The organism is Rhodanobacter sp. Soil772 (genome assembly GCF_001428385.1).
In the GTDB taxonomy this organism is placed as follows: domain Bacteria; phylum Pseudomonadota; class Gammaproteobacteria; order Xanthomonadales; family Rhodanobacteraceae; genus Rhodanobacter.
On record NZ_LMSK01000005.1, the window covers coordinates 50314 to 74782 of the forward strand.

24 protein-coding genes are annotated in these 24469 nt (G+C 66.6%); 20 read left to right on the forward strand and 4 right to left on the reverse strand.

Annotated features, from left to right (window positions below):
• Positions 1 to 46: 46 nt before the first annotated feature.
• Positions 47 to 628, forward strand: coding sequence for a hypothetical protein (locus tag ASG75_RS15240; RefSeq protein WP_056391505.1), 582 nt, complete (start codon positions 47 to 49; stop codon positions 626 to 628).
• A 22-nt stretch (positions 629 to 650) separates the two neighbouring features.
• Positions 651 to 1475, forward strand: coding sequence for a methyltransferase domain-containing protein (locus tag ASG75_RS15245; protein ID WP_056391508.1), 825 nt, complete (start codon positions 651 to 653; stop codon positions 1473 to 1475).
• A 151-nt stretch (positions 1476 to 1626) separates the two neighbouring features.
• Here ASG75_RS15245 and ASG75_RS16725 read toward each other — a convergent pair whose 3' ends face one another.
• On the reverse strand, positions 1627 to 1803 hold the full coding sequence (locus tag ASG75_RS16725; RefSeq protein WP_235580253.1) for a hypothetical protein: 177 nt from the start codon (positions 1801 to 1803) through the stop codon (positions 1627 to 1629).
• Here ASG75_RS16725 and ASG75_RS15250 point away from each other — a divergent pair.
• The gene (locus tag ASG75_RS15250) at positions 1802 to 2746 is read left to right on the forward strand and encodes a tetratricopeptide repeat protein (protein ID WP_235580254.1); all 945 of its coding nucleotides are present in this window, start codon (positions 1802 to 1804) and stop codon (positions 2744 to 2746) included. The two genes, ASG75_RS16725 and ASG75_RS15250, sit on opposite strands and share 2 nt — an antisense overlap.
• Before the next feature lie 148 nt (positions 2747 to 2894).
• Here the strand turns inward: ASG75_RS15250 and ASG75_RS15255 are convergent, their stop codons facing one another.
• Positions 2895 to 3809 carry a hypothetical protein gene (locus ASG75_RS15255; RefSeq protein ID WP_056391511.1) on the reverse strand — a complete coding sequence of 305 codons (915 nt, stop codon included), beginning with the start codon at positions 3807 to 3809 and terminating at the stop codon, positions 2895 to 2897.
• 189 nt (positions 3810 to 3998) lie between these two features.
• Here ASG75_RS15255 and ASG75_RS15260 point away from each other — a divergent pair, with 189 nt between their 5' ends.
• From ASG75_RS15260 to ASG75_RS15330, 15 genes are all read left to right on the forward strand, one after another.
• A complete protein-coding gene (locus ASG75_RS15260) occupies positions 3999 to 4514 on the forward strand; it encodes a DUF3016 domain-containing protein (protein WP_056391513.1) in 516 nt (171 codons plus the stop codon).
• A gap of 204 nt (positions 4515 to 4718) precedes the next feature.
• A complete protein-coding gene (locus ASG75_RS15265; RefSeq protein WP_235580255.1) occupies positions 4719 to 7424 on the forward strand; it encodes a glycoside hydrolase family 3 N-terminal domain-containing protein in 2706 nt (901 codons plus the stop codon).
• Between the two features lie 57 nt (positions 7425 to 7481).
• Positions 7482 to 9107 (forward strand): glycoside hydrolase family 30 beta sandwich domain-containing protein, encoded by a 1626-nt coding sequence (locus ASG75_RS15270; RefSeq protein WP_056391520.1) that lies wholly within the window; start codon positions 7482 to 7484, stop codon positions 9105 to 9107.
• A gap of 44 nt (positions 9108 to 9151) precedes the next feature.
• Positions 9152 to 10528 carry an ectonucleotide pyrophosphatase/phosphodiesterase gene (locus tag ASG75_RS15275; RefSeq protein WP_200935730.1) on the forward strand — a complete coding sequence of 459 codons (1377 nt, stop codon included), beginning with the start codon at positions 9152 to 9154 and terminating at the stop codon, positions 10526 to 10528.
• 89 nt (positions 10529 to 10617) lie between these two features.
• Complete coding sequence (locus tag ASG75_RS15280) at positions 10618 to 11541, forward strand: M14 family metallocarboxypeptidase (RefSeq protein WP_056391523.1); 924 nt, start codon at positions 10618 to 10620, stop codon at positions 11539 to 11541.
• 13 nt (positions 11542 to 11554) lie between these two features.
• The gene (locus tag ASG75_RS15285; RefSeq protein ID WP_056391525.1) at positions 11555 to 12094 is read left to right on the forward strand and encodes a DinB family protein; all 540 of its coding nucleotides are present in this window, start codon (positions 11555 to 11557) and stop codon (positions 12092 to 12094) included.
• A gap of 405 nt (positions 12095 to 12499) precedes the next feature.
• On the forward strand, positions 12500 to 12781 hold the full coding sequence (locus ASG75_RS15290) for a zf-TFIIB domain-containing protein (protein WP_056391528.1): 282 nt from the start codon (positions 12500 to 12502) through the stop codon (positions 12779 to 12781).
• Positions 12782 to 12881: 100 nt separating this feature from the next.
• Positions 12882 to 13646: a TerC family protein gene (locus tag ASG75_RS15295; protein WP_056391531.1), complete on the forward strand. Its 765-nt coding sequence runs from the start codon at positions 12882 to 12884 to the stop codon at positions 13644 to 13646.
• Positions 13647 to 13800: 154 nt separating this feature from the next.
• Positions 13801 to 14328, forward strand: a complete 528-nt coding sequence (locus ASG75_RS15300) for a GNAT family N-acetyltransferase (protein ID WP_235580256.1) — start codon at positions 13801 to 13803, stop codon at positions 14326 to 14328.
• An 85-nt stretch (positions 14329 to 14413) separates the two neighbouring features.
• Complete coding sequence (locus tag ASG75_RS15305) at positions 14414 to 14635, forward strand: hypothetical protein (RefSeq protein ID WP_056391534.1); 222 nt, start codon at positions 14414 to 14416, stop codon at positions 14633 to 14635.
• A gap of 64 nt (positions 14636 to 14699) precedes the next feature.
• Positions 14700 to 15401, forward strand: coding sequence for an alpha/beta fold hydrolase (locus ASG75_RS15310; protein WP_200935733.1), 702 nt, complete (start codon positions 14700 to 14702; stop codon positions 15399 to 15401).
• A gap of 206 nt (positions 15402 to 15607) precedes the next feature.
• Positions 15608 to 15766 (forward strand): hypothetical protein, encoded by a 159-nt coding sequence (locus ASG75_RS16430; protein WP_157616996.1) that lies wholly within the window; start codon positions 15608 to 15610, stop codon positions 15764 to 15766.
• Positions 15767 to 15890: 124 nt separating this feature from the next.
• The gene (locus ASG75_RS15315; RefSeq protein WP_056391540.1) at positions 15891 to 18083 is read left to right on the forward strand and encodes a M3 family metallopeptidase; all 2193 of its coding nucleotides are present in this window, start codon (positions 15891 to 15893) and stop codon (positions 18081 to 18083) included.
• Between the two features lie 603 nt (positions 18084 to 18686).
• Entirely contained in the window at positions 18687 to 19478 is a 792-nt protein-coding gene (locus ASG75_RS16435) for a hypothetical protein (RefSeq protein ID WP_157616997.1), read from the forward strand.
• Between the two features lie 236 nt (positions 19479 to 19714).
• Complete coding sequence (locus ASG75_RS15330; protein WP_056391549.1) at positions 19715 to 20083, forward strand: YbaN family protein; 369 nt, start codon at positions 19715 to 19717, stop codon at positions 20081 to 20083.
• Positions 20084 to 20159: 76 nt separating this feature from the next.
• On the opposite strand, the gene ASG75_RS15335 is transcribed toward ASG75_RS15330, so the two are convergent.
• The gene (locus ASG75_RS15335) at positions 20160 to 21146 is read right to left on the reverse strand and encodes a hypothetical protein (RefSeq protein WP_056391551.1); all 987 of its coding nucleotides are present in this window, start codon (positions 21144 to 21146) and stop codon (positions 20160 to 20162) included.
• Between the two features lie 308 nt (positions 21147 to 21454).
• Here ASG75_RS15335 and ASG75_RS15340 point away from each other — a divergent pair, with 308 nt between their 5' ends.
• Together ASG75_RS15340 and ASG75_RS15345 are read left to right on the forward strand one after the other, a co-directional pair.
• Positions 21455 to 23086 (forward strand): trehalase family glycosidase, encoded by a 1632-nt coding sequence (locus ASG75_RS15340; protein ID WP_056391846.1) that lies wholly within the window; start codon positions 21455 to 21457, stop codon positions 23084 to 23086.
• Between the two features lie 107 nt (positions 23087 to 23193).
• Positions 23194 to 23574, forward strand: a complete 381-nt coding sequence (locus tag ASG75_RS15345; protein ID WP_056391554.1) for a hypothetical protein — start codon at positions 23194 to 23196, stop codon at positions 23572 to 23574.
• 27 nt (positions 23575 to 23601) lie between these two features.
• Here ASG75_RS15345 and ASG75_RS15350 read toward each other — a convergent pair whose 3' ends face one another.
• A complete protein-coding gene (locus tag ASG75_RS15350; protein ID WP_056391557.1) occupies positions 23602 to 24429 on the reverse strand; it encodes a DUF4377 domain-containing protein in 828 nt (275 codons plus the stop codon).
• Positions 24430 to 24469 lie beyond the last annotated feature (40 nt).

Genomic DNA, 24469 nt, shown 5'->3' on the forward strand with positions numbered 1-24469 from the left:
GGCCAGTTTCATTTAACCGCGATCTGCATTTCATCGAGGAACAGGGATGACGTTTGAAGTCGATCAGAAGCTCCGGCCAGAACTGGCGCGGGACGAACGCCTGCTGTGGAGTGGCATGCCAGGACAAGGTCTGCGATGGCGTGCCGGCGACTGGTTCACCGTGCCCTTCACGTTATTCTGGCTGTACATGGTGGTGTTCGGCACGTCCCGGCACGGTTTCCAGGCAGACCAACCACCGCTGTATTTGCGGCCGGAAGGCATCCCCTTCGTGCTCGTCGGTGTCTACATGCTCGTGGGGCGATTCCTCGTGGACTGGTACCAGCGGACGCGCACGTACTACGGCCTCACCGATCAGCGCGTTCTCATTCTCGGCGGCCTGTTCAATCGGCAAGTCAAAAGCCTGACGCTGGCGACTCTCAGCGACATCACCTTCGATGTGCGATCCAACGGAAGCGGCACCATCACCTTCGGGCCTGGTGCATCGACGTCTTCATGGTTTGGTCGCAGTTCCTGGAGGGGTACGAACAACCAGCAGGCGCCAGCCTTCGACATGATCCAGGACGTGCGCAGGGTCTACGCGATGACCCGGGAAGCGCAGCAGTCGAACCGGTCGCGCACAATGGCGTGACGAAAGAAATACGGGGTGAGCCATGAGTGGTCGTGATGCCGACGCGGTGTTTGTGGGTTCCGTCCCGGAACTCTACGACACGTACATGGTGCCGCTGATCTTTGCGCCGTACGCGGCGGATCTGGCGAGCCGGTTGCGACCGAGGCCGCTTTCCCGGCTGCTGGAAATCGCCGCCGGTACCGGCGTGGCAACGCGTGCCATGGCAGCGGCGCTGCCGGAAAGCTGCGCGATCGTCGCCACCGATTTGAATCAGGCGATGCTCGATCATGCCTGCGCCGTGGGAACCCCTCGCGCCGTCGAATGGCGCCAGGCCGACGCGCTGCGGCTGCCCTTCCAGGACGCGACGTTCGACGCCGTGGTGTGCCAGTTCGGCGCGATGTTCTTCCCGGACAAGTCCAGGGCGTTCGCCGAGGCGCGTCGGGTGCTCGGGAAAGGCGGCGTGTTCATTTTCAGCGTGTGGGACCGGATCGGGGAAAACGAATTCGCCGACGTCGTCACCACCGCGCTGGCATCCGTCTTTCCGTCGGATCCGCCGCGCTTCATGGCCCGCACGCCCCACGGTTATCACGATCGCGAGCAGATCGCGCGGGATCTGGCCAAAGGCGGTTTCACCCGCGCGCCGCGGATCGACACCGTCGCGGCGCGCAGCCGCGCAGAGTCTCCCCTTGCCGCCGCCATGGCTTACTGTCAGGGCACCCCGCTGAGGAACGAGATCGAGACCCGCGATGCCACCCGGCTCGGTGAAGCCACCGAGGTCGCCGCGGAAGCGATCGCCAGGCGATTCGGGCGGGGCAGGGTCGACGGCAAGATCCAGGCGCACGTTGTCACCGTTGAAGCTGACGACTGACAGGCAAGCATGGCGGCCAGCTGGCCGGGTCCGAAAACATGCCAGTGACAATGGCTGCGGCTGGAGATGCCGGACACGGCCCTGCCGTTGCGAACGGACTGATCCGGCGCCCGCGAAAGGACTAGACTGGCCTCGGCAAACGTTCCCGCCCTCACGGCGTGGAGGGTTTCGGCATGGTGACCTGGGCGTACGCGGCAATCCTGGCATGGTCTGTTGCCGTGCCTGCACCGGTCGCGTCGGTTGCGCCGGCCCCCTCGATGGCGCCGGTCTCCTCGGTCACGCCAGTCACGCCGGCCGTGTTGCCGATACCGCGACCGGAGCAGGTCATGGCGGTGCCGCCGGAGTTGCGTGCGCAGCTGCAGCAGCAGGTCATCGACGCCGGCGGTTCCGGACGGTCGCGACTGGAACGGCTGGTGGGTTTCCTGTTCCAGAAGCCGGGCCTGGGCATGGAGTATTCGGCCGACGCCACGTCGACCGTCGAACAGGCCTACCGCACACGCAAGGCCAACTGCCTGACCTTCACCCTGCTGACCGTGGTGCTGGCGCGCGAGTCCGGCTTGCAGGCCTACGGGCAGGAGCTTGACGACATCGTGGCTTGGCGCGTGGGCGACGACATCATCTACCGGTTCAACCACGTCAACGCGGGAATCGCCATCGGTCGCTCGCGCCTCACGGTGGATGTGGCGCGGGATCTGGTGACGGCGCGCAATCCGCCCCAGCCGATTTCCGACCAGCGTCTGCTGGCGCTCTACTACAACAACCGCGCCGCCGAGCTGCTTGTCGGTGCCTCGCCCGCGGCGGCCATTCCGTACATGGCCATGGCGTTGCAGCTGGCCCCGCGCTATGCGAGTGCCTGGGCCAATGCCGGCGTGCTGCACCTGCGCCTGGGCGACCCGCGGGCGGCCGAACGCGATTACCTGAAGGCGCTGGCGCTCGATCCGGCCAACGCGGGTGCGCTGGTCAACATGGTGGCGCTGTACCGGTACAACGGCGACGAGGCGCGCCGCGCCATCTATGCGCGGCGTCTCGAGAAGGTCCAGGTGAAAGACCCCTACTTCCAGTTCCTGCAGGCCGAGGACGATGAGAAGCGGGGCGATTACGCGGGCGCCGTGCAGCACTACCGGCAGGCCATCCGCCTTTACGACGGCGACTCGCGTTTCTACTTCGGACTGGCCCGCGCTTACCAGCAACTGGGCGAGGAACGCCACGCACGCCGAGCCATGAGTCGTGCCGCCGCGCTCAGTCGCAGCGGCGCCGGGGAAAGAAACTAGGGTCGAGCTGAAGTTCAGAGTGTGCTTTTCGAGCGGGCCAGGCGAGTCGGAGGAACCAACCGGGCCACCTCAGCGCCACTTGCTTGTGTGCAGCAGGCTCCTGCGTTGGGGCAGGCCACCGCACGCTGGATCGGCGCCCCGTTCGTTTTCAGTAGAAGCGGATGCCCGGCCTGAGAACGAGCTGGAAGAGCAGTAGCAACCCTACGACCGCGGCGAACAGGTAGGCGAGCGACGGGGCGGTCGAGGTTCCGTTGGCCCTCACTTCGCGTACGCGCCAGGCTCCCGCCTGGATCCAGGGGGCGCCGGCAAGGAGCACCAGCAAGGGCACGACGAGGACTTCAATCAGTTCGCGCGGAACGCGGAACGGGAGGACCAGCGCGGTGGCGAGCAGCGCCGGCAGCGTGATGACGCGGAACACGAAACGCGCGCGGGAGCCGGGGCCCTCGATGTGCTCGCGTGCATGGGCGAGTTCGAGCGCCGGACGCCGGAGTTGCAACGCGATGACCGGCATCAGGCCCAGGGCGAGCAGGCCCGCACCGACGCGTGCGGTTTCGCCGAAGTGCAGGTAGCCCATCGCCATGCCGACGTCGCTGCCCGGGCTCAACGACCCGATGACGACCTGTGGCAACGCCATGAAGCAGCCGCAGTACGCCATCCAGTACAGGAACAACCGGGTGCCGTCCGATCGTTCCCGCGGTCGCCCGAGCAGCCACAGGCAGAACAGCCCGACGGACAGGGCCGCCAGTGCGCCGGTGCCCTGGAACAGGCCGGCAAGCGGATTCGTGCCCTCCCAGCTGTGGTTGTTGTGGAACAGGGTGGGGCGCAAACCCGGCGTGAGTGCCTTGGGGAGCACCAGGAGCAGTTCCTGGATGAAGAACGTCAGGTTGAACGCGAGCACGTAGAACAGCGTCGACGCCGCCGTGAGCCGCCAGCTTCCGGCGATGGCTGCACGGTCGCCAGGTGTGCGGCGAGCGGATAGGGCGCCGGCCAGCCCCAGCGCCAATGGCACCGCAACGATCGTCAGCGCCGAGGCTGCGAGGATCAGTATCGCTCCGGCAGTCATGATCCGCGATCTCCTGGAATGCCAGGTGACATTCTGTCGGCGCATGCTTGCATGGTCGATATGCCGTCGGTCACGCCGGAGTATCCGCAACGCGAAAAGCGCCTGACCTGCCTTCCGGGCCGGACGTATACTGACCCTCGCTGCTCCACTGCTACGACAGGCGGCCTGTTCCGCCACGGGAGATCCGCCATGAAATCTTCCCCGCTGTTCCGCCTGCTGTGCCTTGTCTGCCTGGGCCTTGCTTCGGTGACCGCATGGGCGGCGACGCCGCCGGACAACGTCAGCGTTCGCTACAAGAACCCCCAGCACTTCGCCGAGGCGACGCGCAGTTTCGGGTTGCACATGATCAAAGCCGACGCCTACCTGGAGCCGCTCAGGATCTACATCGCCCAGCGCGCCTCGCGCGTGCTGGCGCCGGGCCAGCGGCTGGACATCGAGGTGACCGATGTGGACCGCGCCGGCGAATACGAGCCCTGGCGTGGCCCCGACTTCGACGACGTGCGCATCATCAAGGACATCTATCCGCCGCGCATCGACTTGAACTTCACCTTGTACGGCGCCGACGGCAAGGTGCTGCGCGAGGACAGCCGCAAGCTGCGCGACGCGGCTTTTCTCAGCCGCAGTTCGCCGGTGGATCAGGATTCGCTGCGTTACGAGAAATCCCTGATCGATCTCTGGCTGCGCAAGGGCGCCGGGGAGCTTTGACGGGGGCGTCCCCGAACCGGGTCAAAACCTCTTGCCCGTTCGCTGGAATACGACACCTCGGGCACACCGTGCTGCCTGGTTTCCACCCCAAGTGGTAGCCCGCGAGGCGCTGCGTCGCGGCGCCTTGTCTCGGCTGGTGTGACGCCGTGCACGCTGCTTTGCCCATCGGCAGGCGTGTGTCGCAGTAGCATGTGCGTCAGGGGAGTGGATGTCGGCGTAGTCCGCGTGCCTCGGTGGAAATCACGTGCCTGCACAACGTCAGGCGAATGCTGCAAGCAAGCGAGGCTCCTCATGGTCCGTACCGGATGGTCGTGGTTGATGTGTGCAGTGCTGGCCACCGTCGACGGCGGGGGCGCCGTGCTGGCGGCTGACGTGGCAGCGGCGAACGACGCCCCATCTCCGGCGGCAGCATCCTCCAGTCATCGCATGCCGGCGCCGACCCATTACGCGGAATGGCCGGCGATCCACAGCCGGCTGGCCGCCGATCCCGCGCTGGAAGCGCGCGTGCGAAAGATCGTGGCGAGCATGAGCCTCGCCCAGAAAATCGGTCAGATGACGCAGGCCGAGATCAAGTCGATCACGCCGGCGCAGGTGACGAAATACCACATCGGCTCGGTACTCAACGGCGGCGGCTCCTGGCCCGGTGGCAACAAGCAAGCCGGGATCGCAGATTGGCTGGCGCTGTCCGACCGTTATTACGATGCGTCGATGGCGACCGACGCGGCGATCAAGGTGCCGATCATCTGGGGCATCGACGCGGTGCACGGGGACAACAATGTCTTCGGGGCCACGATGTTCCCGCACAACATCGGCCTGGGTGCGGCGCACGACCCGGCCTTGATCGAAGCCATCGGCGCGGCGACCGCCAGGGCGGTACGCGCCACCGGCGTCGAGTGGGTGTTCGCGCCGACCCTCGCCGTCGCGCAGAACGCCCGCTGGGGGCGCACCTACGAAAGTTTTTCCACCGAGGGTCCGCTGGTGCGCGCGTATGCGCGCGCCTACGTGGAAGGACTGCAGGGCAGCTTTGGCGACCACAACGTGATGGCGACCGCCAAGCATTTCATCGGCGACGGCGCGACGCAGAACGGAACGGACCAGGGCAACGCCAAGGTCAGCCAGAACGACATGATCAACGTGCACGGCTCGGGCTACTTCGGCGCGATCGAGGCCGGCGTGCAGAGCGTGATGGCGTCCTACAGCAGCTGGGATGATGTGGCTGCCGGCATCGACTACGGGAAAATGTCGGGCGCACGCGCCTTGTTGACGGGTGCGCTGAAGGACAAGATGGGCTTCGATGGCTTTGTGGTTTCCGACTGGAATGCCATCGGCCAGTTGCCGGGATGCACCAACGCCAGCTGCCCGCAGGCGATCAATGCCGGCATCGACATGGTGATGGTGCCCGATGACTGGCAGGCCTTCATCGCGAACACCACCCGCCAGGTCGAGCACGGCGAGATTCCGATGGCGCGCATCGACGACGCCGTCAGTCGGATCGTTCGGGCCAAGTTGCGCATGGGCCTGTTCGGCACGCGGCCGTCGCAACGGGCGGGGGCTGGCGACGCCGGGTCATTGCAGAGCCGCGCGCTGGCGCGGCGGGCCGTTCGCGAATCGCTGGTCCTGTTGAAGAACAATCACGGCGTGCTGCCGTTGAAGTCGGGGTCGAAGATCCTGGTCGTGGGGAAGAGCGCCGACAGCCTGTCCAACCAGACCGGCGGCTGGTCGTTGACCTGGCAGGGCACGAGCAACGGCAATGCCGACTTCCCCCACGGCGAAACGATCCTGGCCGGGCTGCGCCACGCCGCCGGTGCGGCGAACGTCACTTACAGCGAAACGGCACAGGGCGTGGATCTCAAACCCTTCGATGCCATCGTGGCGGTGATCGGCGAGACGCCGTACGCGGAGACCATGGGCGACATCATGCCGTCGGCAACGCTGCGGCATAGCGATCGCTACCCGGAGGATCTGGCCGTCTTGCAAACGGTGGCCAAGGGCCACAAGCCCATCGTCGCCGTGTTCGTGGCGGGGCGCCCGCTCTACGTCAACAACCTGCTCAACCTCTCCGACGCGTTCGTGGCCGCGTGGTTGCCCGGGACCGAAGGCGCGGGCGTGGCCGACGTGTTGTTTGCGGGCCATTCCGGCACGGGTGCCTACGATTTCAGCGGAACGCTCGCGATGCCGTGGCCGGGGGTTCCCTGTCCCGACGCGGGCGGCAGCAGTGCCAGGGCGACGCGCTGGCTGTTCGCGCCCGGCTACGGGCTGCACTATTCCGGCAAGCACGAGATGGCCACGCTGCCTACCGATCCCGCCGTCGACGCGTGCGCCGAAGCGTCGGTGCTGTCGGTGTTTCACACGCTTGCCGTGCTCCCGTTCTCGCTCTACCTGGCCGACGAGAACCCGCAGCACCCTGCGCACGACATCGGCGCCGATCTGAACGCCGTCGTCGAGTGGCCGGCCAGCCATCCGGCGCTGCGTTTGCGCACGGTGCAAGTCAACACCCAGCAGGACGCCAAATCCGTCACCTGGCTCGGCGCCGGCCGATTCTTTGCGCGGAGTCCTCAACCGAGGAACCTGACGCCACTGGTAGCCACCCACGCGGCCTTGCAGTTCGATGTGGTGATCGCCACGCCCGCCCAAGGGCCGGTGAAGGTGTACATGGGGTGTGGCCGCGACTGCACGAGGAGCGTCGACCTTGCGCACACCTTCGCCAGCTACGCGAACGGCGCCCGCCACACCGTGTCGATTCCGCTGGCGTGCTTCATCAAGGGCGGCGCCGACCTCTCGCACATCGACGTGCCGTTCGGCGTGCTGGCATCGCCGCCGTTTTCCGCGGCGTTTGCCGACGTGAAAATCGTCGCGGGTGCGCCGGCCGGACGCGCCGACCTGCCGTGCGCAAGCCTGGACACCCCGTGAGCATGGGGTGGTCGCAGGTACGCTGCAGCGCGGGCGATATGCGTCGCCGTGTGCACCATGGATGAGCCCAAGGGGGTCTCCGGCTGGATCGCCATTGCATCCGTTGCCCTGATTACCCTGTTTGCACTGGCGGCCCTGCAGTGGCAGCGCCACATGCATTCCGCGATAGAGTCCAGCGTTGCCTCGACGCCGCATCCGGTGCTGCCCGGCGTCGAGCTGTGGCTGAGCACGGCTGATCGCCGGCTGCGCCTGGCGCGGCAGCCTGACGTCGAGATGAGCGCCACCGAACCGGAGCCTGCCGATGTGGTCATCGACATCGACAGGAAGTATCAGTCCATCGTCGGCTTCGGCGCCGCGTTGACGGACTCGTCGGCGTGGTTGCTTCAGAACAAGTTGAATGAGCGGCAGCGTGGCGCGCTGTTGCAGGAACTGTTTGGCCCGCCGCCCGGCCTCAACCTGAACATGACGCGCCTGACCATCGGCGCCTCGGATTTCTCGCTGCAGCACTACACCCTGGACGATCTTCCCGTCGGCGAGGTCGATCCGACATTGCTGCATTTCAATGTCGCCTCCAATTTGCGTGACGTGATACCGACCATGCGCGAGGTCCTGTCCGTCAACCCGCAGCTGCGCACCATCGCATCGCCATGGAGCGCGCCGGCGTGGATGAAGACCAGTGCCAACCTGATCGGCGGGGAGCTGCTGCCGCAGTTTGAAAGCGCGTACGCGGACTATCTCGTCAAGTACCTCGACACCTACCGCGGCTACGGCATCCCCATCTTCGCCTTGACCCTGCAGAACGAGCCGGGCTTCGTGCCGGTGACCTACCCGGGCATGGAAGTGCCCGCGGCCACGCGGGCGCGCATCATCTCGCAGTATCTCGGCCCGGCGTTGGCGGGGCGCAAGCCGAAAACACGCATTCTCGATTGGGACCACAACTGGGACACCCCGGAACAGCCCTTGAGCGTGCTGGCCGATCCCGATGCGGCGCGCTATGTCGATGGCATCGCCTGGCACTGCTACAGCGGCAGCCCGTATGCGCAGGGCCAGGTACATCGTGCGTATCCCCGGAAGGACGCTTACATCACCGAGTGTTCGGGCGGGGACTGGGAGTCCGCGCGGAATGGCGAGCTGATGTGGTTCACGCGCGACTTGCTGCTCGCGGGGCTCAGGCAGTGGGCGCGCGGCGTCGTGTACTGGAACCTGGCGCTGGACGAGCAGCATGGCCCGCATTTCGGCGGGTGCGATCTCTGCAAGGGCGTGGTCACGATCGACTCGCGCACGGGCGAGGTAAGCCGCAACGATGAGTACTACGCGTTCGCACACTTCAGCCGATTCGTTCTGCCCGATGCCGTCCGGGTGGGCTCTACCGCGACCGACAAGGGCATCGACAACGTGGCCTTCCAGAACGCGTCCGGCGGGTCGGTGGTGCTGGTGATGGTCAACAGCAATGCGGATGCGCGCCGCGTCTCCGTGATGCAGGATCAGACCCGTTTCCACTACACGTTGCCGGCGCAGAGCGTGGCGACTTTCGTGTGGAACCCGGAGCCGACCGGCAAACCCGCGGACACCACGCGCCCGTCCCCGGCTGATTCATCCCCGGTGGATTCGCCGCCGGTCGAAAAGGCGCCCGGCGCCACGGCCACTAGCGAGACGATCGGTGAGCGCCAGGTGATCGAGTGATGCCTGTGTTCTGACAGGCGCCTTTTCTCCATCGACGGGATCGCATGATGTACTCAACTTCCGGTTTGCTTCGAAGCGTCGTCGCCACGGCGATGCTCTTTGCGGGCAGCGTCTCGCTCCCGCTGTGCGCACAGGCGGCGCCCGCAACGCAGAGGCCGAAGGTCATCGTGATCAGCCTGGACGCCTTCGCTGCGGCCAGCCTGCATGAGCCGCGGCTGCCCGCGCCGACGCTGCATGTGCTGATGCGACGCGGCGTCCATGCGGTTTCCATGCAGCCGATCAACCCCACCGTCACCTGGCCGAACCACACCGCCATGGTCACCGGCGTCGATGCGAGCCGGCATCACGTGCTGGTCAACGGGCTCATCGTCGACCAGCGCAGCGCCACGCCACCCAGTATCGACATGGGAGCGCCGAAGTCGCGGCTGGTCGCCTTCCCCACCGTGTACGACGCCGCGCACCAGGCGGGCCTCACCACGGCGCAGGTGGACTGGGTCGCCATCGAAGGCGCATCGAGCATCGACTGGCAATTCGCCGAACACCCCGATCCCGACGGCGCCATCGAGCGGGATCTCGTGGAACAGGGCATCGTCACCCGTGACCAACTCGCGCGTTTCGGCGAATCGTCCCAGGCGTGGCGCGATCGCATCTACACCCACGCGGCAATCGACATCATCCGGAAGCATCACCCCGACCTGCTGTTGCTGCACTTGCTGGCGCTCGACAACATCGAGCACGAGACGGGCTTCGGCAACGACTCGGGGCGCAACACCATCGCCTTCCTCGACGACCGCGTAAAGGATGTCGTCGACGCGGTGCGCGCCGCCGGCGAACTCGACCGCACGACCTTCATCATCGTCTCCGACCACGGCCAGCGGAGCGTTCACCAGCTATTGCACCCCAACGTCCTGCTCAAGCAAGCCGGCCTGCAGGCAGCCTCGGCGGCCCGCCCCAGTTTCTGCGTACCGGATGACGGTTTCGCCCTGGTCTTTCAGCAGCACGCCACGGAGGCTTCGATCAAAGAGTTGAAATTGCTCTTCGCGGGCAAGCCCGGCATCCGCTCGGTGCTGACGCCCGCCGAGGCGGCGAAAGAAGGCTGGCCGGTGCCGGCGCAAAGCGATCAGGCGCCCGATCTGCTGCTCTACGCAGCGGACGGCTACGCCTTCAAGAAGGGCGACACGGGAGACTTTGTGACACCGACCGAAGAAATCGGCGCCCACGGCTACCCCAACTCGGACCCCCTCATGCAGGGCATCTTCATTGCCGCGGGCTTCGGCATTCGGCCCAGGGGTGAAATCCCGGCGTTCCCCAATGTCGACATTGCGCCGACGATCGCGCAGCTGCTGCACGTTTCCCTCGGCACGATTCAGGGCAAGCCGCTGACGGACATTCTGGAATCGCCGGGCCGCGTGGCCGAGTAGGCAGGCCCGGCGCCAGTGTCGCGGCGGCCCGCGTTTCGGTCCGGTGTTAAAGTTGTGGGCATGGATATCCATGCAGAGCGAGCGACGCGATGACGAATGCCTTCTATCCGATCGGCACCCCCGGGCATCCCTGGGGGGCGCAGGAAGTCGCTGCCTGGCGCTCGCGACAGACCGTGCAGCGCAGCTACGCAGCGGATGTGCTGAGCGTGATCGAGACCCTGCGCGCACGCTTCGACGTGTCGGAGTACGGCCGACTCGATTACGCGCCCGACAGCTACCCGCTGTTCGCGATCAAGAGCCGCCACTGGCGCGACGAACTCCCCATCGCGCTGGTGACCGGCGGCGTGCACGGCTATGAAACCAGCGGCGTGCACGGCGCGCTGCAGTTCGTCGAGAAGCATGCGGCGAGCTATGCCGGCCGGGTCAACCTGATCGTGGCGCCGTGCGTCAGCCCGTGGGGTTACGAGCGCATCCACCGCTGGAACCCGAATGCGCTCGATCCGAACCGCTCGTTCCGCGACGACAGCCCGGCGCCGGAATCGGCGGCGCTGATGCGCCTGGTCGCGCCGCTGCGCGATCGCGTGCTGGTGCACATCGACCTGCACGAAACCACCGACAGCGACGAGAGCGAGTTCCGCCCGGCGCTGGCCGCGCGCGACGGCAAGGCGTACGCGCCGGGCACCATCCCGGACGGCTTCTACCTGTGCGCGGACAGCGCGCGGCCGGAACCGGCGTTTCAGCAGGCGGTGATCGCCGCAGTGGCCGAGGTCACCCACATCGCGCCGGCCGATCCCGACGGCACTATCATCGGCTCGCCAGTGATGGCGCATGGCGTGATCGAGTACGCCTGCCGCGAGCTGGGCCTGTGCGCCGGCATCACCGACGCGCACTACCGCACCACCACCGAGGTCTATCCCGACAGCCCGCGGGCGACGCCCGCGCAGTGCAACGATGCGCAGGCGGCAGCGGTGTGCGCGGCGATCGATTTCGCGCTGGCGCATCCGGCAGGCTGAGCCGGAAACGCGCATGTCGCTCAAGCTCGATTTCGAACTGATGGCCCGCTACAACCAGTGGATGAATGCGCGGCTCTATGCGGCCGCCGCGCAGCTGGACGAGGTGCAGTGGCATGCGGACCGGGGCGCGTTCTTCGGTTCGATCGCCGCCACGTTGGATCACATCCTCGCCGCCGATACGCACTGGATGAAACGTTTCGCGGCAGCCTTGCCCGAGCTGACCTCGCTCGATGCCGTGCGCGCGCTGCCGCTGCCCGAACTGGTCCGCGACATCACGTTTCCCGACTTTGCGCAGCTGCGCAGCGCGCGCGAGGCGATGGATGCGGCGATCGTGGACTTCACCTGCGAAGCCACCGATGCGTTGTATGGCCGGCCGCTGCACTACGTGAACAGCGCCGGCGAATCGCACGCCAAGCTGTCCGGGCCGGTGCTGCGCCATGTTTTCAATCACCAGACCCACCATCGCGGCCAGGTCACCACCTTGTTCAGCCAGCTCGGCATCGACGTCGGCGCGACGGATCTGTCCGCGCTGATTCCGGAATGTCTCGACTGAGTCCATCCATCCTGGCCTTCAACGAGGTCGCCCAGCGCGCTCGCGGGCACGCAGCCGCGTTGCGCGGAATGGGTGTGTTAGCATCTTCCGCTGAAGGGGAGTAGCTCCCAGTCGCTGTCGCCGTCATTACGGGCTCATGCCCCGGTGCAGCAGCAAACCGCCAGGCGGTTTGCGAGCAAGACCTTCGCCGTTCCACGGCGAAGGTGCGTCCATCACAGATGCCTTTCCAGCCGTGGCCTTTTGAGCCTTGCTGGAGCATCCGCATGCCACTGGACGTCCATCCGAAGTCGTGAAGCGCGCTTGTGCGCGTTCGTCGTTTCCGTTTGTCGGGGCTTGCCCCGGCAGGCTGGCCCGCGCATCCGCGCGGCTGGCGCCAACCCTTCATGCAACACCCGAGGAATATCCATGCTGTGTCCCGCCTGCAAAGACGTGAACCTGTCGATGACTGATCGTCAGGGCATCGAAATCGATTACTGCCCCAGCTGCCGCGGCATCTGGCTCGACCGCGGCGAGCTCGACCGGCTCATCGAGCGCGCCGAACTGGCGGCTCCCGCGCCTGCGCAGGCAGCCCCGTTCAACCGCGACTATCCGCCGCCGCATCGCGGCGATCGCCATGGCGATCACTCGCAGCACGAGCATCGGCCCAGGCGACGCAAGTCGTTGCTGGGGGATCTGTTCGATTTCTGAGTAGCGGCGGTTCCGCTTTTCTGCACCATCCCACCACCGCACCGTCACGCCGCCAATGGCGTGATGGCGCGCCACCCCTCGTCCATCGAAGAGACTTCCCATGGAATTGCTGGCCAATCCCGAAATCTGGATCGCCCTCGCCACACTGACCGCGCTTGAGCTGGTGCTGGGCATCGACAACATCATTTTCATCTCGATCCTGGCCGGCAAGCTGCCAGCGGAGCAGCGCGACAAGGCGCGCCGCGTCGGCATCATCCTGGCGGCGGTTACCCGGCTGGGGCTGCTGCTGGCGATCGCCTGGATCGTCGGGCTGACCGCGCCGCTGTTCTCGCTGCTCGGGCATACGTTCTCGTGGCGCGACCTGATCCTGATCGGCGGCGGCCTGTTCCTGATCGGCAAGGCCACCCACGAGATCCACCAGAAATTGGAGGGCGCCACCGAGCAGGTCACGGTGGGTACGGCGGCGGCGACGTTCGGCGGGGTGATCGTGCAGATCATGCTGCTCGACATCGTGTTCTCGCTCGATTCCATCATCACCGCGGTCGGCATGGTCGACGAGCGCTGGGTGATGGTCACCGCCATCCTCGCCTCGATCGGTTTCATGCTGATGTTCGCCCGGCCGATCGGCGAGTTCGTCGAGCGCCACCCCACGGTCAAGGTACTCGCGCTGAGCTTCCTGATCATGATCGGCCTGGTGCTGATGGCCGACGGCTTTGGCCAGCACATTCCCAAGGGCTACGTCTACGCCGCGATGGCCTTCTCGGTGTTCGTGGAGCTGATCAACCTGTGGATTCGCCGGCGCGCGAACAGGCAGGTCGCGCCGGTGGCGTTGCACGAGAAGTACGCGCAGGGCAGCGTCGAATAGGTTTGCGGGAGTGCTGCGCGGCGTGCCAGCGTGATGGCGCGCCGCCGGCGGTGGCCCGAATCGGAAGCTCTTGAAGTTGCCCGGCTTCGCGCAAGGTTCACGCGCCTGCGATCGTCCGGATACCATGAGTTCCCCTGCGGCTCGGAGCCCTTGCATGACCATGCTGCGCGACGCCACTCTCGCTGATTTTCCCGCCATCCTCGCCCTCAACGAGGCGTTCGTGGCCGTGCTCAGCCCGCTCGACGGCGCGCGACTGGCGCGGCTGCATGCGCAGGCGGCGCTGCATCGGGTGATCGAGCGGGACGGGCAGGTCGAGGCGTTCCTGCTCGCGTTCCGCGAAGGGGCGGACTACGACAGCCCGAACTACCGCTGGTTTGCGCAGCGCTATCCGCGCTTCCTCTACGTGGATCGCATCGTGGTGGCCGGCAGCACGCAGGCGCGCGGCGCCGGCCGCCGGCTCTATCGCGAGCTCCACGCGCTGGCGGTGCGCGACGCGGTGCCGTGGATCACCTGCGAGTTCGACGTCGAGCCGCCCAACCTGGCGTCCGAGCGCTTCCACGCCCGGCTGGGTTTTCGCGAAGTGGGTCGGCAGCAGCTGCATGGCGGAAGCAAGACCGTCTCGCTGCAGGCGCTCGATGTCGCCGCGGGCGATACGCCGCTGGCCAACCTCGACGCCGGCTGACGTCGGAGCGCTGCGGGAGTTCGCCGCCATGCCGCGGCGACAAGGGGCTATGCTGGCGGGGCAATCACGCCAGGAGGCTCCCGCCATGACTACGGTCTCCGGCACGACGAAGAACGGTTTTACCTACGAAGGCGATTACGAGCAGGCGAGCGCCGGCCGCATCGTCTGGTCGGCGACGTTCCGTCGCGATGGCGATTACGCCGGCATGCGGCATGGCCGCATGTTCGACATGCAGGATGTGGCGCCGACGGCGCTGGATGACCTGGTGAAGGCCGACATCGAGGCGACGTGGACTGACGCAACCTGATGTCGTCGTGCCGCGACTGGCGCGCTCGCCGATAATGCTTCCCCCTTGATTGCCTGGCATGCCCGTGACTGACCCTCGGCCGCCATTGCTGCTGCTTCCCGGATTCCTGTGCGACGAAGACCTGTGGCGCGACCAGTTGGCGGGTCTTGCCGATGTCGCCGACGGCCAGGTCGCCGACCTCGGCCACGGCGACAGCATCGCCGGGCTGGCCCGGCAGCTGCTGGCGACGGCGCCGCCGCGTTTTGCGCTGGCCGGCTTTTCGTTCGGCGGCTACGTCGCCCAGGAAATCGCGCGGCAGGCGCCGCAGCGCATCGAGCGGCTGGCGTTGCTCGACACCTCGTTCCACGCCGATACGCCCGAACGCATCGCGCGGCGGCGGGCGGCCAACAAGTCGGTCAGCCTGCCCGGCGAGTTCCGCGGCATGACCGAGCAACTGCTGCCGAGCTTCATCGCGGCGGAGCGCCTGCACGACACCGCGCTGGTGCAGCGGATCAACGCGATGACGTTGCGCCAGGGCCGCGAGGTGTTCGTGCGGCAGAATGCGATGCGGCGCGAAGACGGCGCGGCGGCATTGCGCGGACTGGCGTGTCCGGTGCTGGTGCTGTGCGGCCGGCACGATGCTCTCACCCCGCCGGCGCTGCACCAGGCGATGGCGGCGCTGATGCCGCAGGCACGGCTGGTGATCGTCGAAGACAGCGGTCACATGAGCCCGATGGAACAACCCGCCGCGGTCACCCGCGCGATGCGGCAGTGGCTGGCGGCGTAGTCGGGCGGTAGTTGCCTTGTGCGGGCCCGCCTCTGTCTGTCCGGCTGTCCGGCGACACTGCGTCAGCTGTCCGCGGACAGCCGGCGCGCATCGTCGGCGCCGTGCCGGCGGCCGATAAAACAACGGTTTGCGCGCTCCGGACGGGTTGGCACGGCGATTGCTCTCCATGCATCACAGGGAACATCACCCATCACTGGAGACACGTCATGAAATTCGAATCGCTGATCCTGGCCAGCCTGTTCGTCGTCTGCTTCACCGTTTGCGCGCTGGTCATGGGCGCCATGCTGACGGCCACGCCGAGCTCGGTACAACTGGCCGGCGCGAACAAGACCGCGGTGGTCGTACCGGTTGCGCGGGCGGGCTGAGACTTCGGGCGCGTGCGCACCCGGGTGGCCGCCGCGAATCGCCGTGACCCATGGCTTTAGTCATGGATGAAAACGCCGCGCATTGGGTAGGATCGGGGTTTACCCCACGACGAGATCCTTACTGATGAAGCATCCCATCGCGCTGGCCCTGGCCATTGCCCTGTCCGGCTCCATGGCCGCCTGCACCGATGCCGGCAGCGGCAAGAGCGAGTCCGCCACGTCGCAGGCGCAGACCGATAAGGTCGCAGCCGACGCCGGCAACCCGTTCTTCAGCGAAAGCCCGCTGCCGCTGCACTACCCGCAGTTCGACAAGATCAAGGACAGCGATTTCGCGCCCGGCTTTGACCGCGGCATGGCCGAGCATCTCAAGGAAGTCCAGGCGATCGCCGGCAACGCCGAGGCGCCGAGTTTCGACAACACCATCCTCGCGCTGGAGAAATCCGGGCAGATCCTCTCCCGCACCTCGACCGTGTTCTTCAGCCTGGTCGGCGTGGACACCAACGACGCGCGCAAGGCGCTGCAGGCCGAGTACGCGCCGAAGCTGGCCGCGCATCGCGACGCGATCTCGTTGGATCCGGCATTGTTCGCGCGCATCCAGCAGCTGTACGACACGCGCGACAGCCTGGGCCTGGACGCCGAGGGCGTGCGCCTGATTGAGCGTTACCACACCGACTTCGTGCGCGCCGGCGCCAAGCTGTCCGACGCCGACAAGGCGCACCTGAAGGAGATCAACGGCGAGCTGGCGAAGCTGGGCACGAAATTCAGCCAGAACGTGCTGGCCGAGGTGAACGACTCCGCCGTGGTGGTCGACACGAAGGAGGAACTGGCCGGCCTCACTGACGAGCAGATCGGCGCCGCCGCCGCTGCCGCGAAGGCGAAGGGCCTGGACGGCAAGTACGTGATCGCCTTGCTCAACACCACCGGGCAACCACCGGAAGCCCAATTGCAGAACCGTGCCCTGCGCGAACGCCTGCACCAGGCGTCGATCGTGCGCGGCAGCCGCGGCAATCAGTACGACAACACCGCGATCGTGTCGCAGGTGCTGAAGCTGCGCGCCGAGAAGGCGAAGATGCTCGGCTATCCCACCTACGCCGCCTACGTGCTGGCCGACGAAACGGCGAAGACGCCCGAAGCGGTCAACGCCATGCTGACCGAGCTGGCGCCGCCGGCGGTGGCGAATGCGAAGCGCGAGGGCGCGGCGATCCAGGCGATGATCGACAAGGAGCAGGCCGCGAAGGGCAAGCCCACGTTCGCGCTGCAGCCGTGGGACTGGGCGTACTACACCGAGAAGGTGCGCGCCGAGAAATACAGCTTCGACGAGAGCCAGTTGAAGCCCTACCTGGAAATGAAGAACGTGCTGGAGAACGGCGTGTTCTACGCCGCCGGCCAGCTCTACGGGCTCAGCTTCAAGCAGCGCACCGACCTGCCGGTCTACAACCCCGACGTGCTGGTGTACGACGTGTACAACGCGGACGGCAAGCAACTGGCGATCTTCCTGGCCGACATGTACGCGCGGCCGTCCAAACGCGGCGGCGCGTGGATGAACTCCTACGTCGAGCAGTCCGCGCTGACCGGCAACCTGCCGGTGGTGGCCAACCACCTCAACATCACCAAGCCGGCCAGCGGCCCGACCCTGCTGACCTGGGACGAAGTGACCACGACGTTCCACGAGTTCGGCCACGCGCTGCACGGCATGTTCTCGAACGTGAAGTACCCGTACTTCAGCGGCACCAGCGTGCCGCGCGACTTCGTGGAGTTCCCCTCGCAGGTCAACGAGATGTGGTCCGACTGGCCGAGCGTGCTGGCGAACTACGCCAAGCACTACCAGACCGGCGCGCCGATGCCGAAGGCGCTGCTGGACAAGGTGCTGGCCACCTCGAAGTTCAACCAGGGCTTCGCCACCACCGAGTACCTCGGCTCGGCGATGCTCGACCAGAGCTGGCACCAGATCGGCGCCGACAAGATTCCCGAAGCCGGCGGCGTGGTGGCGTTCGAGGCCGCCGCGTTGAAGGCGAACGGCACCGACTACGCGCCGGTGCCGCCGCGCTACCGCACGCCGTATTTCAGCCACATCATGGGCGGCTACGCAGCCGGCTACTACGCCTACATCTGGTCGGAAGTGCTGGACGCGGACACGGTCGATTGGATCAAGGCGAACGGTGGCCTCACCCGCGCCAACGGCGACCGCTTCCGCGCCACCCTGCTTTCGCAGGGCGGCAGCAAGGACGCGCTGCAGCTGTTCCGCGACTTCACCAGCCAGGAACCGAAGATCGAGCCGCTGCTGAAGCGTCGCGGGCTGGACGCCGCGGTCGACTGATCCAGAACCGCCCGCTGTAAACGAAGCCGCCCGGAGCGATCCGGGCGGCTTTTTCGTGCGATGCATGCAGCAGCGCAGGCGCGGTGAAACAGGCGCAGGTCGAATGCTCCGGGGTCGCGATGCCTTCGGCGCAAATGCCGAATGCCTGGGCCAGGTCATGGCCATGCACGAGCGCGTCGACCAGCTGATGCAGCAGCAGTAGGCCGTGGCAAGGGACAGCACGTCCCGGCGTGTCGGCATGCACCGGGGCACGAGCGCCGGGATGGATTGATCACGGAACCGGAACGGATTGACCACCGCCACCGATTTGGAATAACGGCCGACGGATATGCTGATCCTGGTGCGAGAGACTGCTACCGGCCACGAGCGGACGCACTAGCCAGCCACTTTGCGCTTGGATAAATGTACTGATGCCCGGATGAGTTGCGCTAGGCTGTCAGTGGCAAGTAAGGTCGCAACTGCCCCAGGATTCCTAGCCTATCGCACCGCGGTGATCCAAGCGCTGCTCGACGGCAATATGGAGAATGAAGCCTCCAACAGTATGGTTATGTTGTTTATCAGCTCCAAGCGAGCTCATTCTTGCGCAAAGGCAGCAGGAGGCTGATGGAGACCTGCGCGCTCTGTGGCGCTACTGTGCCGAGGCTAGCGGAATCGCACGTCTATCCGAAGGCGCTGCATCTCCTTTTCTCGGACGCACGAGACGATCTTCCACCGTTCGTGATCAACCGGAAGGCCGCCTATCCAGGCCAAACCGTCCAAAAATGCCGCGGAGGCGTATACGGCGAGTTCGTGTGCCCGGTTTGTGAGTTCAAACTCTTCGGGCCCGCGGACAACGAATTCATGCGTCTGCGCCATCAACTTTCGTCATGGCCGCTGCCCGACGGACAGATCGAAATGGCCCCAAACGTGGTTCCGGGCGACCCCAATCTCTTGCATCGTTTCGCTTTGCAGACGCTTTGGCGCTGGGCTGTTTGCCCTCGAAGCGGCATCGAACGGGTCGATGCTGTCGGGTTCGGCCCGGTGATTGAACGTATTCGCTCTTGGCTGTTGAATCCGGCAGGCACGCTTTGGACAAAGCATGACATCACCATCAGCTATCGCATCGCTGATGACCACGGTTTAGCACTACCGCCTCACGGTGGCTGGCGTGCTGGCGTAATCGTCATGACCATCGGGAGCTTCACCTTTTTCCTCGCCAGCCGGACGCGCGGGCTACGCGGTTCGTTGCAGGCCAACCGCCTACAAGCGGAAAACGGGGTGCGTTTGCTAGCAACTACGCGCATGCACGACTGGATCATCGATCCGATGGTGGACATGCTCGGGGAAGGGCGGATGGAGCTAGCCGACGAATTCATGGAGAGGATGCGAGCCTACTCGCGAGCGAGAAGGCGTTGAGGACTGCTGCTAGGCGCTCTGCGGAGAGCACAGGGGACGTGGTCTGAGAGGTCCGCTTTGGGTCGATAGCAGCCACTGAGCTCGAATAATCCGCATGGCGGCGCACTGATCAAGATTTCTTGGCCCTGGTGATCCATTTCATCGGCATGCGCTAGAGTCGGTCGACATCATTTTCACGAGCCTGCTTCTTGTCCATGTCTGGCCCAGCCGCCCCGGAACAACGTCGAGCCCGCATCGTGCGCTGGCTGCTGATCGTGGCCGGTGCGCTGTCGTTGGCGCTGGCCTTGGTCGGCATGGTGCTGCCGCTGTTGCCGACCGTGCCGTTCCTGTTGTTGACGGCGGCCTGCTGGTCGCGAGCGTCGCCGCGCTGGCACCGCTGGCTGTTGTCGCGGCCGCGGCTGGGGCCGGCGATCGCGCGCTGGGAGCGCGAGCGCACGGTGCCGCGGCGGGCCAAGCTGACCGCGATCGCGCTGGTCGTGCCGTCGATGACCGCGTCGATCTGGCTGGTGCGCAACCATGCGTGGCTGCCGTGGGTGCTGACGGGCGTGGCCGTGCTGGTGATCGTGTTCATCCTGCGCCTGCCGGAAACGCGCGACGGCGCGTGATGATCGAGCCGCGGCATGCGCGGATCGAGATGCGGACTGGTCGCGCAACGCGGACCCGACGGCAGGCGCATCGAGCTCAGTGGACGTAGTTGAGCGCCACCGCCGGGGTGATCGTGGTGGCGGTGGCGTGGCCGCCGGTGATCACGCGAACGCCTACCAGCATGCCTACGCGGGCGCTCCAGTTGTATTCGATCGCCGGTGCGAAACCGAACGCCGCGCTGGTGCCGGAATCGCTGCGCAGGTGTGAGCTTGCCTGCGCGCTGCCGGGAAGCGCGACGTCGCCGCGCACGCGGGTGTTGTGGCTGTGCCGGTAGGTGAGGTCGAACGCGAGCACCCAGCGCTGGCTCAGGCTGTATTCCCACGCCGCGTTGACGAGGAAGGAACGACCGGGCCGGGCCGTGCCGTGGAAGCCTTCCGGCGTGCCGTAGACGCTGACGTCCGCGACATCCGCCGTGCCGGAAAACGACTGCGCCACGTTGAAACGCATGCGCAGGATGCGGCCGTTGCCCAGCCAGAAGTAAGTCTGCGTGTTGACCTGCAGCGTGGTGGTGCGCGCGCCGCCGCCGAGGCCGTCGGCGGGGCGGTCGCCCAGCCGGTCGTACTTGCCGGTCGGCAGGGTTTCCTGCAGCTGCAGCGAGATCGTGGGCACCCAGCTGCCTTCGTGGAACTGGGTCAAGCGGTACTGCGCCTGCACGCTGACGTCGCCGAAGCCGACGCCGGAGCTGTCGGGGCCACCGTCCACCCGGTTGTAGCCCAGCACCGGCACCAGCCCGACGGTGAGCCGGTCGGTGAGTCCGTACAGCATGTAGGTGAGCGAGCCGTAGCCGTTCGCATGGGCCGAGCGCACGTCGTACAGATAGGGCTCGACCAGGACGTGGCCGCGCGGCAGCGTCGCCGCCGAGTTCGCCAGCATCGGGCCGGTCCACCACGCGTCGTCCAGCGACTGGCGCGGCGCCGGCGCGGCGCCGCCGACGGTCTGCGAATGCGCCACCTGCAGCGGCAGGGCGATGCCCAGCACGCTGCACAACAGTAGAGCCCAGCGGCCGTCCGGCCGGATTTTCATGATCGGTCTCGCACCGCTTTTTCCAACACGCACGCGTCGTTCTCCCCGCAGATGATCGTCGTTGACCCGGATAGTTACGTCCCGTGCACGCGCCGTGCATCGCGGCGCCCTGCCGGGAGCGCGCACAGCATGCGCCCGACGAACGGGACGGGACACCCCGTTTCTTGTCATGCCCCGCGCAGCGGGCCGGGCGCACGGTGGGCCGGTTGACGGCGCAGGATACATCGGTCGCAGAAGCGTGCCGGTTGCATCGGCGGGGCCATGGTTACACGCTGTCGCGCATGTATCCACGGCGTCCATCCATGACCATGAAAAAATCATTCCTGTCATTTGTCCTGTCCGGTCTGGCTGTCCTGCTTGCCGGCACGGCGGCCGCGGCGCAGCCCGATGCGCAGAAGACGCGCGCCTACATCGACCGCGCGTGGACCACGCTGACCCGTTCGATGGACGACTGCTCGGCGCTGGGCGACAGCAAGGTGGGCACGCCGCCGGTGCTGTACCTGCCAGCCAACCTGCCGGCGCCGCCGGGGCTGGCCGCGGTGCAGGCGCGTTGTCGCGTCGACGTGCACGTGCTGCCGCGGGCGATCGACGTACTGGGCGATGTCTCGCCACGTGCGTTGCCGCAGCAGGGGCTGCTCTATCTGCCGCATCCGTACGTGGTGCCGGGCGGCTTCTTCAACGAGATGTACGGCTGGGACAGCTACTTCATCGTGCTCGGGCTGCTGGCCGACCAGCGCACGGCGCTGGCGCGCGACATGGTCGACAACGCGCTGTTCGAGGTGCAGTACTACGGCGCGGTGCTCAACGCGAACCGCAGCTATTACCTGACCCGTTCGCAGCCGCCGTTTCTCGGCGCGATGATGCGCGCGCTGCTGGACGACCCGGCCAGCTTCAAGGACAAGGCCGCCGCGCGTGCGTGGCTGCAGCAGGCGTATCCGCTGGCGGTGCGCGACCATGCGACGTGGACGCGCAAGGAACACCTGGCCGGCGCTACCGGGCTGGCCCGCTACTACGACTACGGCGGCGCGGCGCCGGTGCTGGAGTTCCGCGACAGCCACTACCTGCGCGGCGTGATCGACTGGCTGCTGGCGCACCCGGCCGACGACCCGGGCTATCTGGTGAAGGCGGCCGAACACCCGGATGCGGCGGAAGTCGCGCGGCTGAAGAAAACCAGTTGCGACGTCGCGGCCTCGAAAGTCTGCGCCGGCGCGTGGTCGCAAGGCTATCGCCTCAGTGCCGACTACTACCTGGGCGACCGCGCGATGCGCGAATCGGGCTTCGACACCACTTTCCGCATGGGCCCGTTCGGCGGCTCCACCCATCACTACGCGCCGGTGGATCTGAACAGCCTGCTGTACCGCTACGAACGCGACCTGCACGACTTTGCCGTGCAACTGGGTCTGCAAGCGGATGCCGCGCACTGGGCCGATGTCGCCGCGGCGCGGCGCGCGGCGATCGACAAATACCTGTGGCGGGCCGACCAGGGCATGTACATGGACTACGACTTCGTCAGCGGCAAGCCGTCCGGCTACCGCTTCGTCACCACCTACTATCCCTTGTGGGCCGGTGCGGCCTCGCCGCAGCAGGCCGCGGCGCTGCGCGGCAAGCTCGGCGTGTTCGAGCGCAAGGGCGGCCTGCAGATGAGCGACCACGCCAGCGGCGCGCAATGGGATGCGCCGTTCGGTTGGGCGCCGACCAACTGGCTGGCGATCGATGGTCTGGACGCCTACGGTTTCCACGACGACGCCCGCCGCCTCGCGCGCGCGTTCACCGCCACCATCGACCGCAGCCTCGCCGCCGACGGCACCATCCGCGAGAAATACAACATGGCCAGCGGCAATGCCGACGTGAAGATCAGCGCCGGCTACAAGGACAACGTGATCGGCTTCGGCTGGAGCAACGGCGTGTACCTGAAGCTGCAGTCGCTGCTGCGGAAATAGTCCGTCCGGATGCGTCGGCGACCCGTTTGCACGTCAGTTTGGGGAAGCGGGTCAAGGCATTCCGCGGGAAGGAAACGGGTTCACGCAACTCAACAGGGGGAAGGGAAATGAATACCTATGATCCGTACGAGGCACCGAAGGACGATATCGCGGCGCCGGTGGCGAACGAGGCCGGCATCGAGCAGGTGGCCAGCGCGCAGAAACTGATCATCTACTCGATCCTTGCCTATGTCGCCGGCGCCGCCGCGAGGATTTTCCTGGGCCCGGTCGGCCTGCTGGTGGTGGTGTGCGCGGCGCTCGTGGGCCTGGTTGGCACCTTTCGCCTGTGCTCGGGCCTGGGCTACTCGATGGCGACCCGGGTGATCCTGATCGTGCTGATGTTCGTGCCGCTGGTCAGCCTGATCGTGCTGCTGGTGCTGAACGCGAAGGCGACCGGCAAGCTGCGCGCGGCCGGGTATCGCGTGGGGTTGCTGGGGGCGACGCGCTGAAGCGCGGACAGTGTTGTTGAGCAAGGCTCAAGGTTGCGCCGTGCTCTTCGGTTCGACGATCTCGCTCTCGACCACCATGTCCAGCACGTACGCGCTGGACGGCGCATCGGCCGGCGACTGCTTCAGCGGGTAGCGCTTCACGCGCAGCACGTTGCGCACGCCGGGCTCGTGCACGTAGCCCTCGATGTCCTGCTGCAGCGGCTGCCACGGGCCGGGCTCGCCCGCGCGCAGGCCGTTCGCGTCGTAGTGGCGTTCGCGCACCTGCAGGCAAGTTTTTTCCGGTATCAGCGGGTGCCGGCAGGGCACCGTCTGCGGCGCCACTTCCAGGAACATCGTTTCGCCGGGGCCGCCGTAGCGCGTCTCGGCGGTGGGCTGGCCGGCGAACGTGAGGGTCTGGCCGTTGGCGGCCGCCAGGGTGAGCAGCGGCGTGTTGCCGGGCGTCGACAGGATCAGCGCGGGCCGGCTCTGCAGCACGGCCTTGATGGTGGTTTCGCGCTGCATCAGGGTGGCGTCGGTGCAGGCCATCATGGTCTGCCGCAACGAAGTGGCGACCAGGTGGTCCTCGACGATCTTGTAGCCGCCGCCGATCGGGTTGCAGGCGTTGCGCACGCTGAGCTGGTCGGTGGTGAAGTCGAGTTGCAGCGGCGGCTTGTCCGTCTTGCCGAACAGCGCATCGAGGCGCTGGTTGCCGGCGTCGACGGCGTCGTGCAGTTGCCAGCGGTAGCGCGTGAGGGTGGTGGTCGATGTCGGCATGTCATCGCTGGCCGGCGCGGGCACGGCCGCTTGCGTGCCCGACTCCGGTGCCGCCATGCAGGCGGTCAGCACGAGCGGGAGCAGCCACAGGAAGTTTTTCATGCGATGCCTCCGGAAGGGCGTATGCCGTGAGGGTAGCGCA

Bases quoted from the DNA above. Each gene is read 5' to 3' on its own strand.
- ASG75_RS15240 (WP_056391505.1), top strand. From the start codon at position 47: ATGACGTTTGAAGTCGATCAGAAGCTCCGGCCAGAACTGGCGCGGGAC.
- ASG75_RS15245 (WP_056391508.1), top strand. From the start codon at position 651: ATGAGTGGTCGTGATGCCGACGCGGTGTTTGTGGGTTCCGTCCCGGAA.
- ASG75_RS15250 (WP_235580254.1), top strand. From the start codon at position 1,802: ATGGCGGTGCCGCCGGAGTTGCGTGCGCAGCTGCAGCAGCAGGTCATC.
- ASG75_RS16725 (WP_235580253.1), bottom strand. From the start codon at position 1,803: ATGACCTGCTCCGGTCGCGGTATCGGCAACACGGCCGGCGTGACTGGC.
- ASG75_RS15255 (WP_056391511.1), bottom strand. From the start codon at position 3,809: ATGACTGCCGGAGCGATACTGATCCTCGCAGCCTCGGCGCTGACGATC.
- ASG75_RS15260 (WP_056391513.1), top strand. From the start codon at position 3,999: ATGAAATCTTCCCCGCTGTTCCGCCTGCTGTGCCTTGTCTGCCTGGGC.
- ASG75_RS15270 (WP_056391520.1), top strand. From the start codon at position 7,482: ATGGATGAGCCCAAGGGGGTCTCCGGCTGGATCGCCATTGCATCCGTT.
- ASG75_RS15275 (WP_200935730.1), top strand. From the start codon at position 9,152: ATGATGTACTCAACTTCCGGTTTGCTTCGAAGCGTCGTCGCCACGGCG.
- ASG75_RS15280 (WP_056391523.1), top strand. From the start codon at position 10,618: ATGACGAATGCCTTCTATCCGATCGGCACCCCCGGGCATCCCTGGGGG.
- ASG75_RS15285 (WP_056391525.1), top strand. From the start codon at position 11,555: ATGTCGCTCAAGCTCGATTTCGAACTGATGGCCCGCTACAACCAGTGG.
- ASG75_RS15290 (WP_056391528.1), top strand. From the start codon at position 12,500: ATGCTGTGTCCCGCCTGCAAAGACGTGAACCTGTCGATGACTGATCGT.
- ASG75_RS15295 (WP_056391531.1), top strand. From the start codon at position 12,882: ATGGAATTGCTGGCCAATCCCGAAATCTGGATCGCCCTCGCCACACTG.
- ASG75_RS15300 (WP_235580256.1), top strand. From the start codon at position 13,801: ATGACCATGCTGCGCGACGCCACTCTCGCTGATTTTCCCGCCATCCTC.
- ASG75_RS15305 (WP_056391534.1), top strand. From the start codon at position 14,414: ATGACTACGGTCTCCGGCACGACGAAGAACGGTTTTACCTACGAAGGC.
- ASG75_RS16430 (WP_157616996.1), top strand. From the start codon at position 15,608: ATGAAATTCGAATCGCTGATCCTGGCCAGCCTGTTCGTCGTCTGCTTC.
- ASG75_RS15315 (WP_056391540.1), top strand. From the start codon at position 15,891: ATGAAGCATCCCATCGCGCTGGCCCTGGCCATTGCCCTGTCCGGCTCC.
- ASG75_RS16435 (WP_157616997.1), top strand. From the start codon at position 18,687: ATGGAGACCTGCGCGCTCTGTGGCGCTACTGTGCCGAGGCTAGCGGAA.
- ASG75_RS15335 (WP_056391551.1), bottom strand. From the start codon at position 21,146: ATGAAAATCCGGCCGGACGGCCGCTGGGCTCTACTGTTGTGCAGCGTG.
- ASG75_RS15340 (WP_056391846.1), top strand. From the start codon at position 21,455: ATGAAAAAATCATTCCTGTCATTTGTCCTGTCCGGTCTGGCTGTCCTG.
- ASG75_RS15345 (WP_056391554.1), top strand. From the start codon at position 23,194: ATGAATACCTATGATCCGTACGAGGCACCGAAGGACGATATCGCGGCG.
- ASG75_RS15350 (WP_056391557.1), bottom strand. From the start codon at position 24,429: ATGAAAAACTTCCTGTGGCTGCTCCCGCTCGTGCTGACCGCCTGCATG.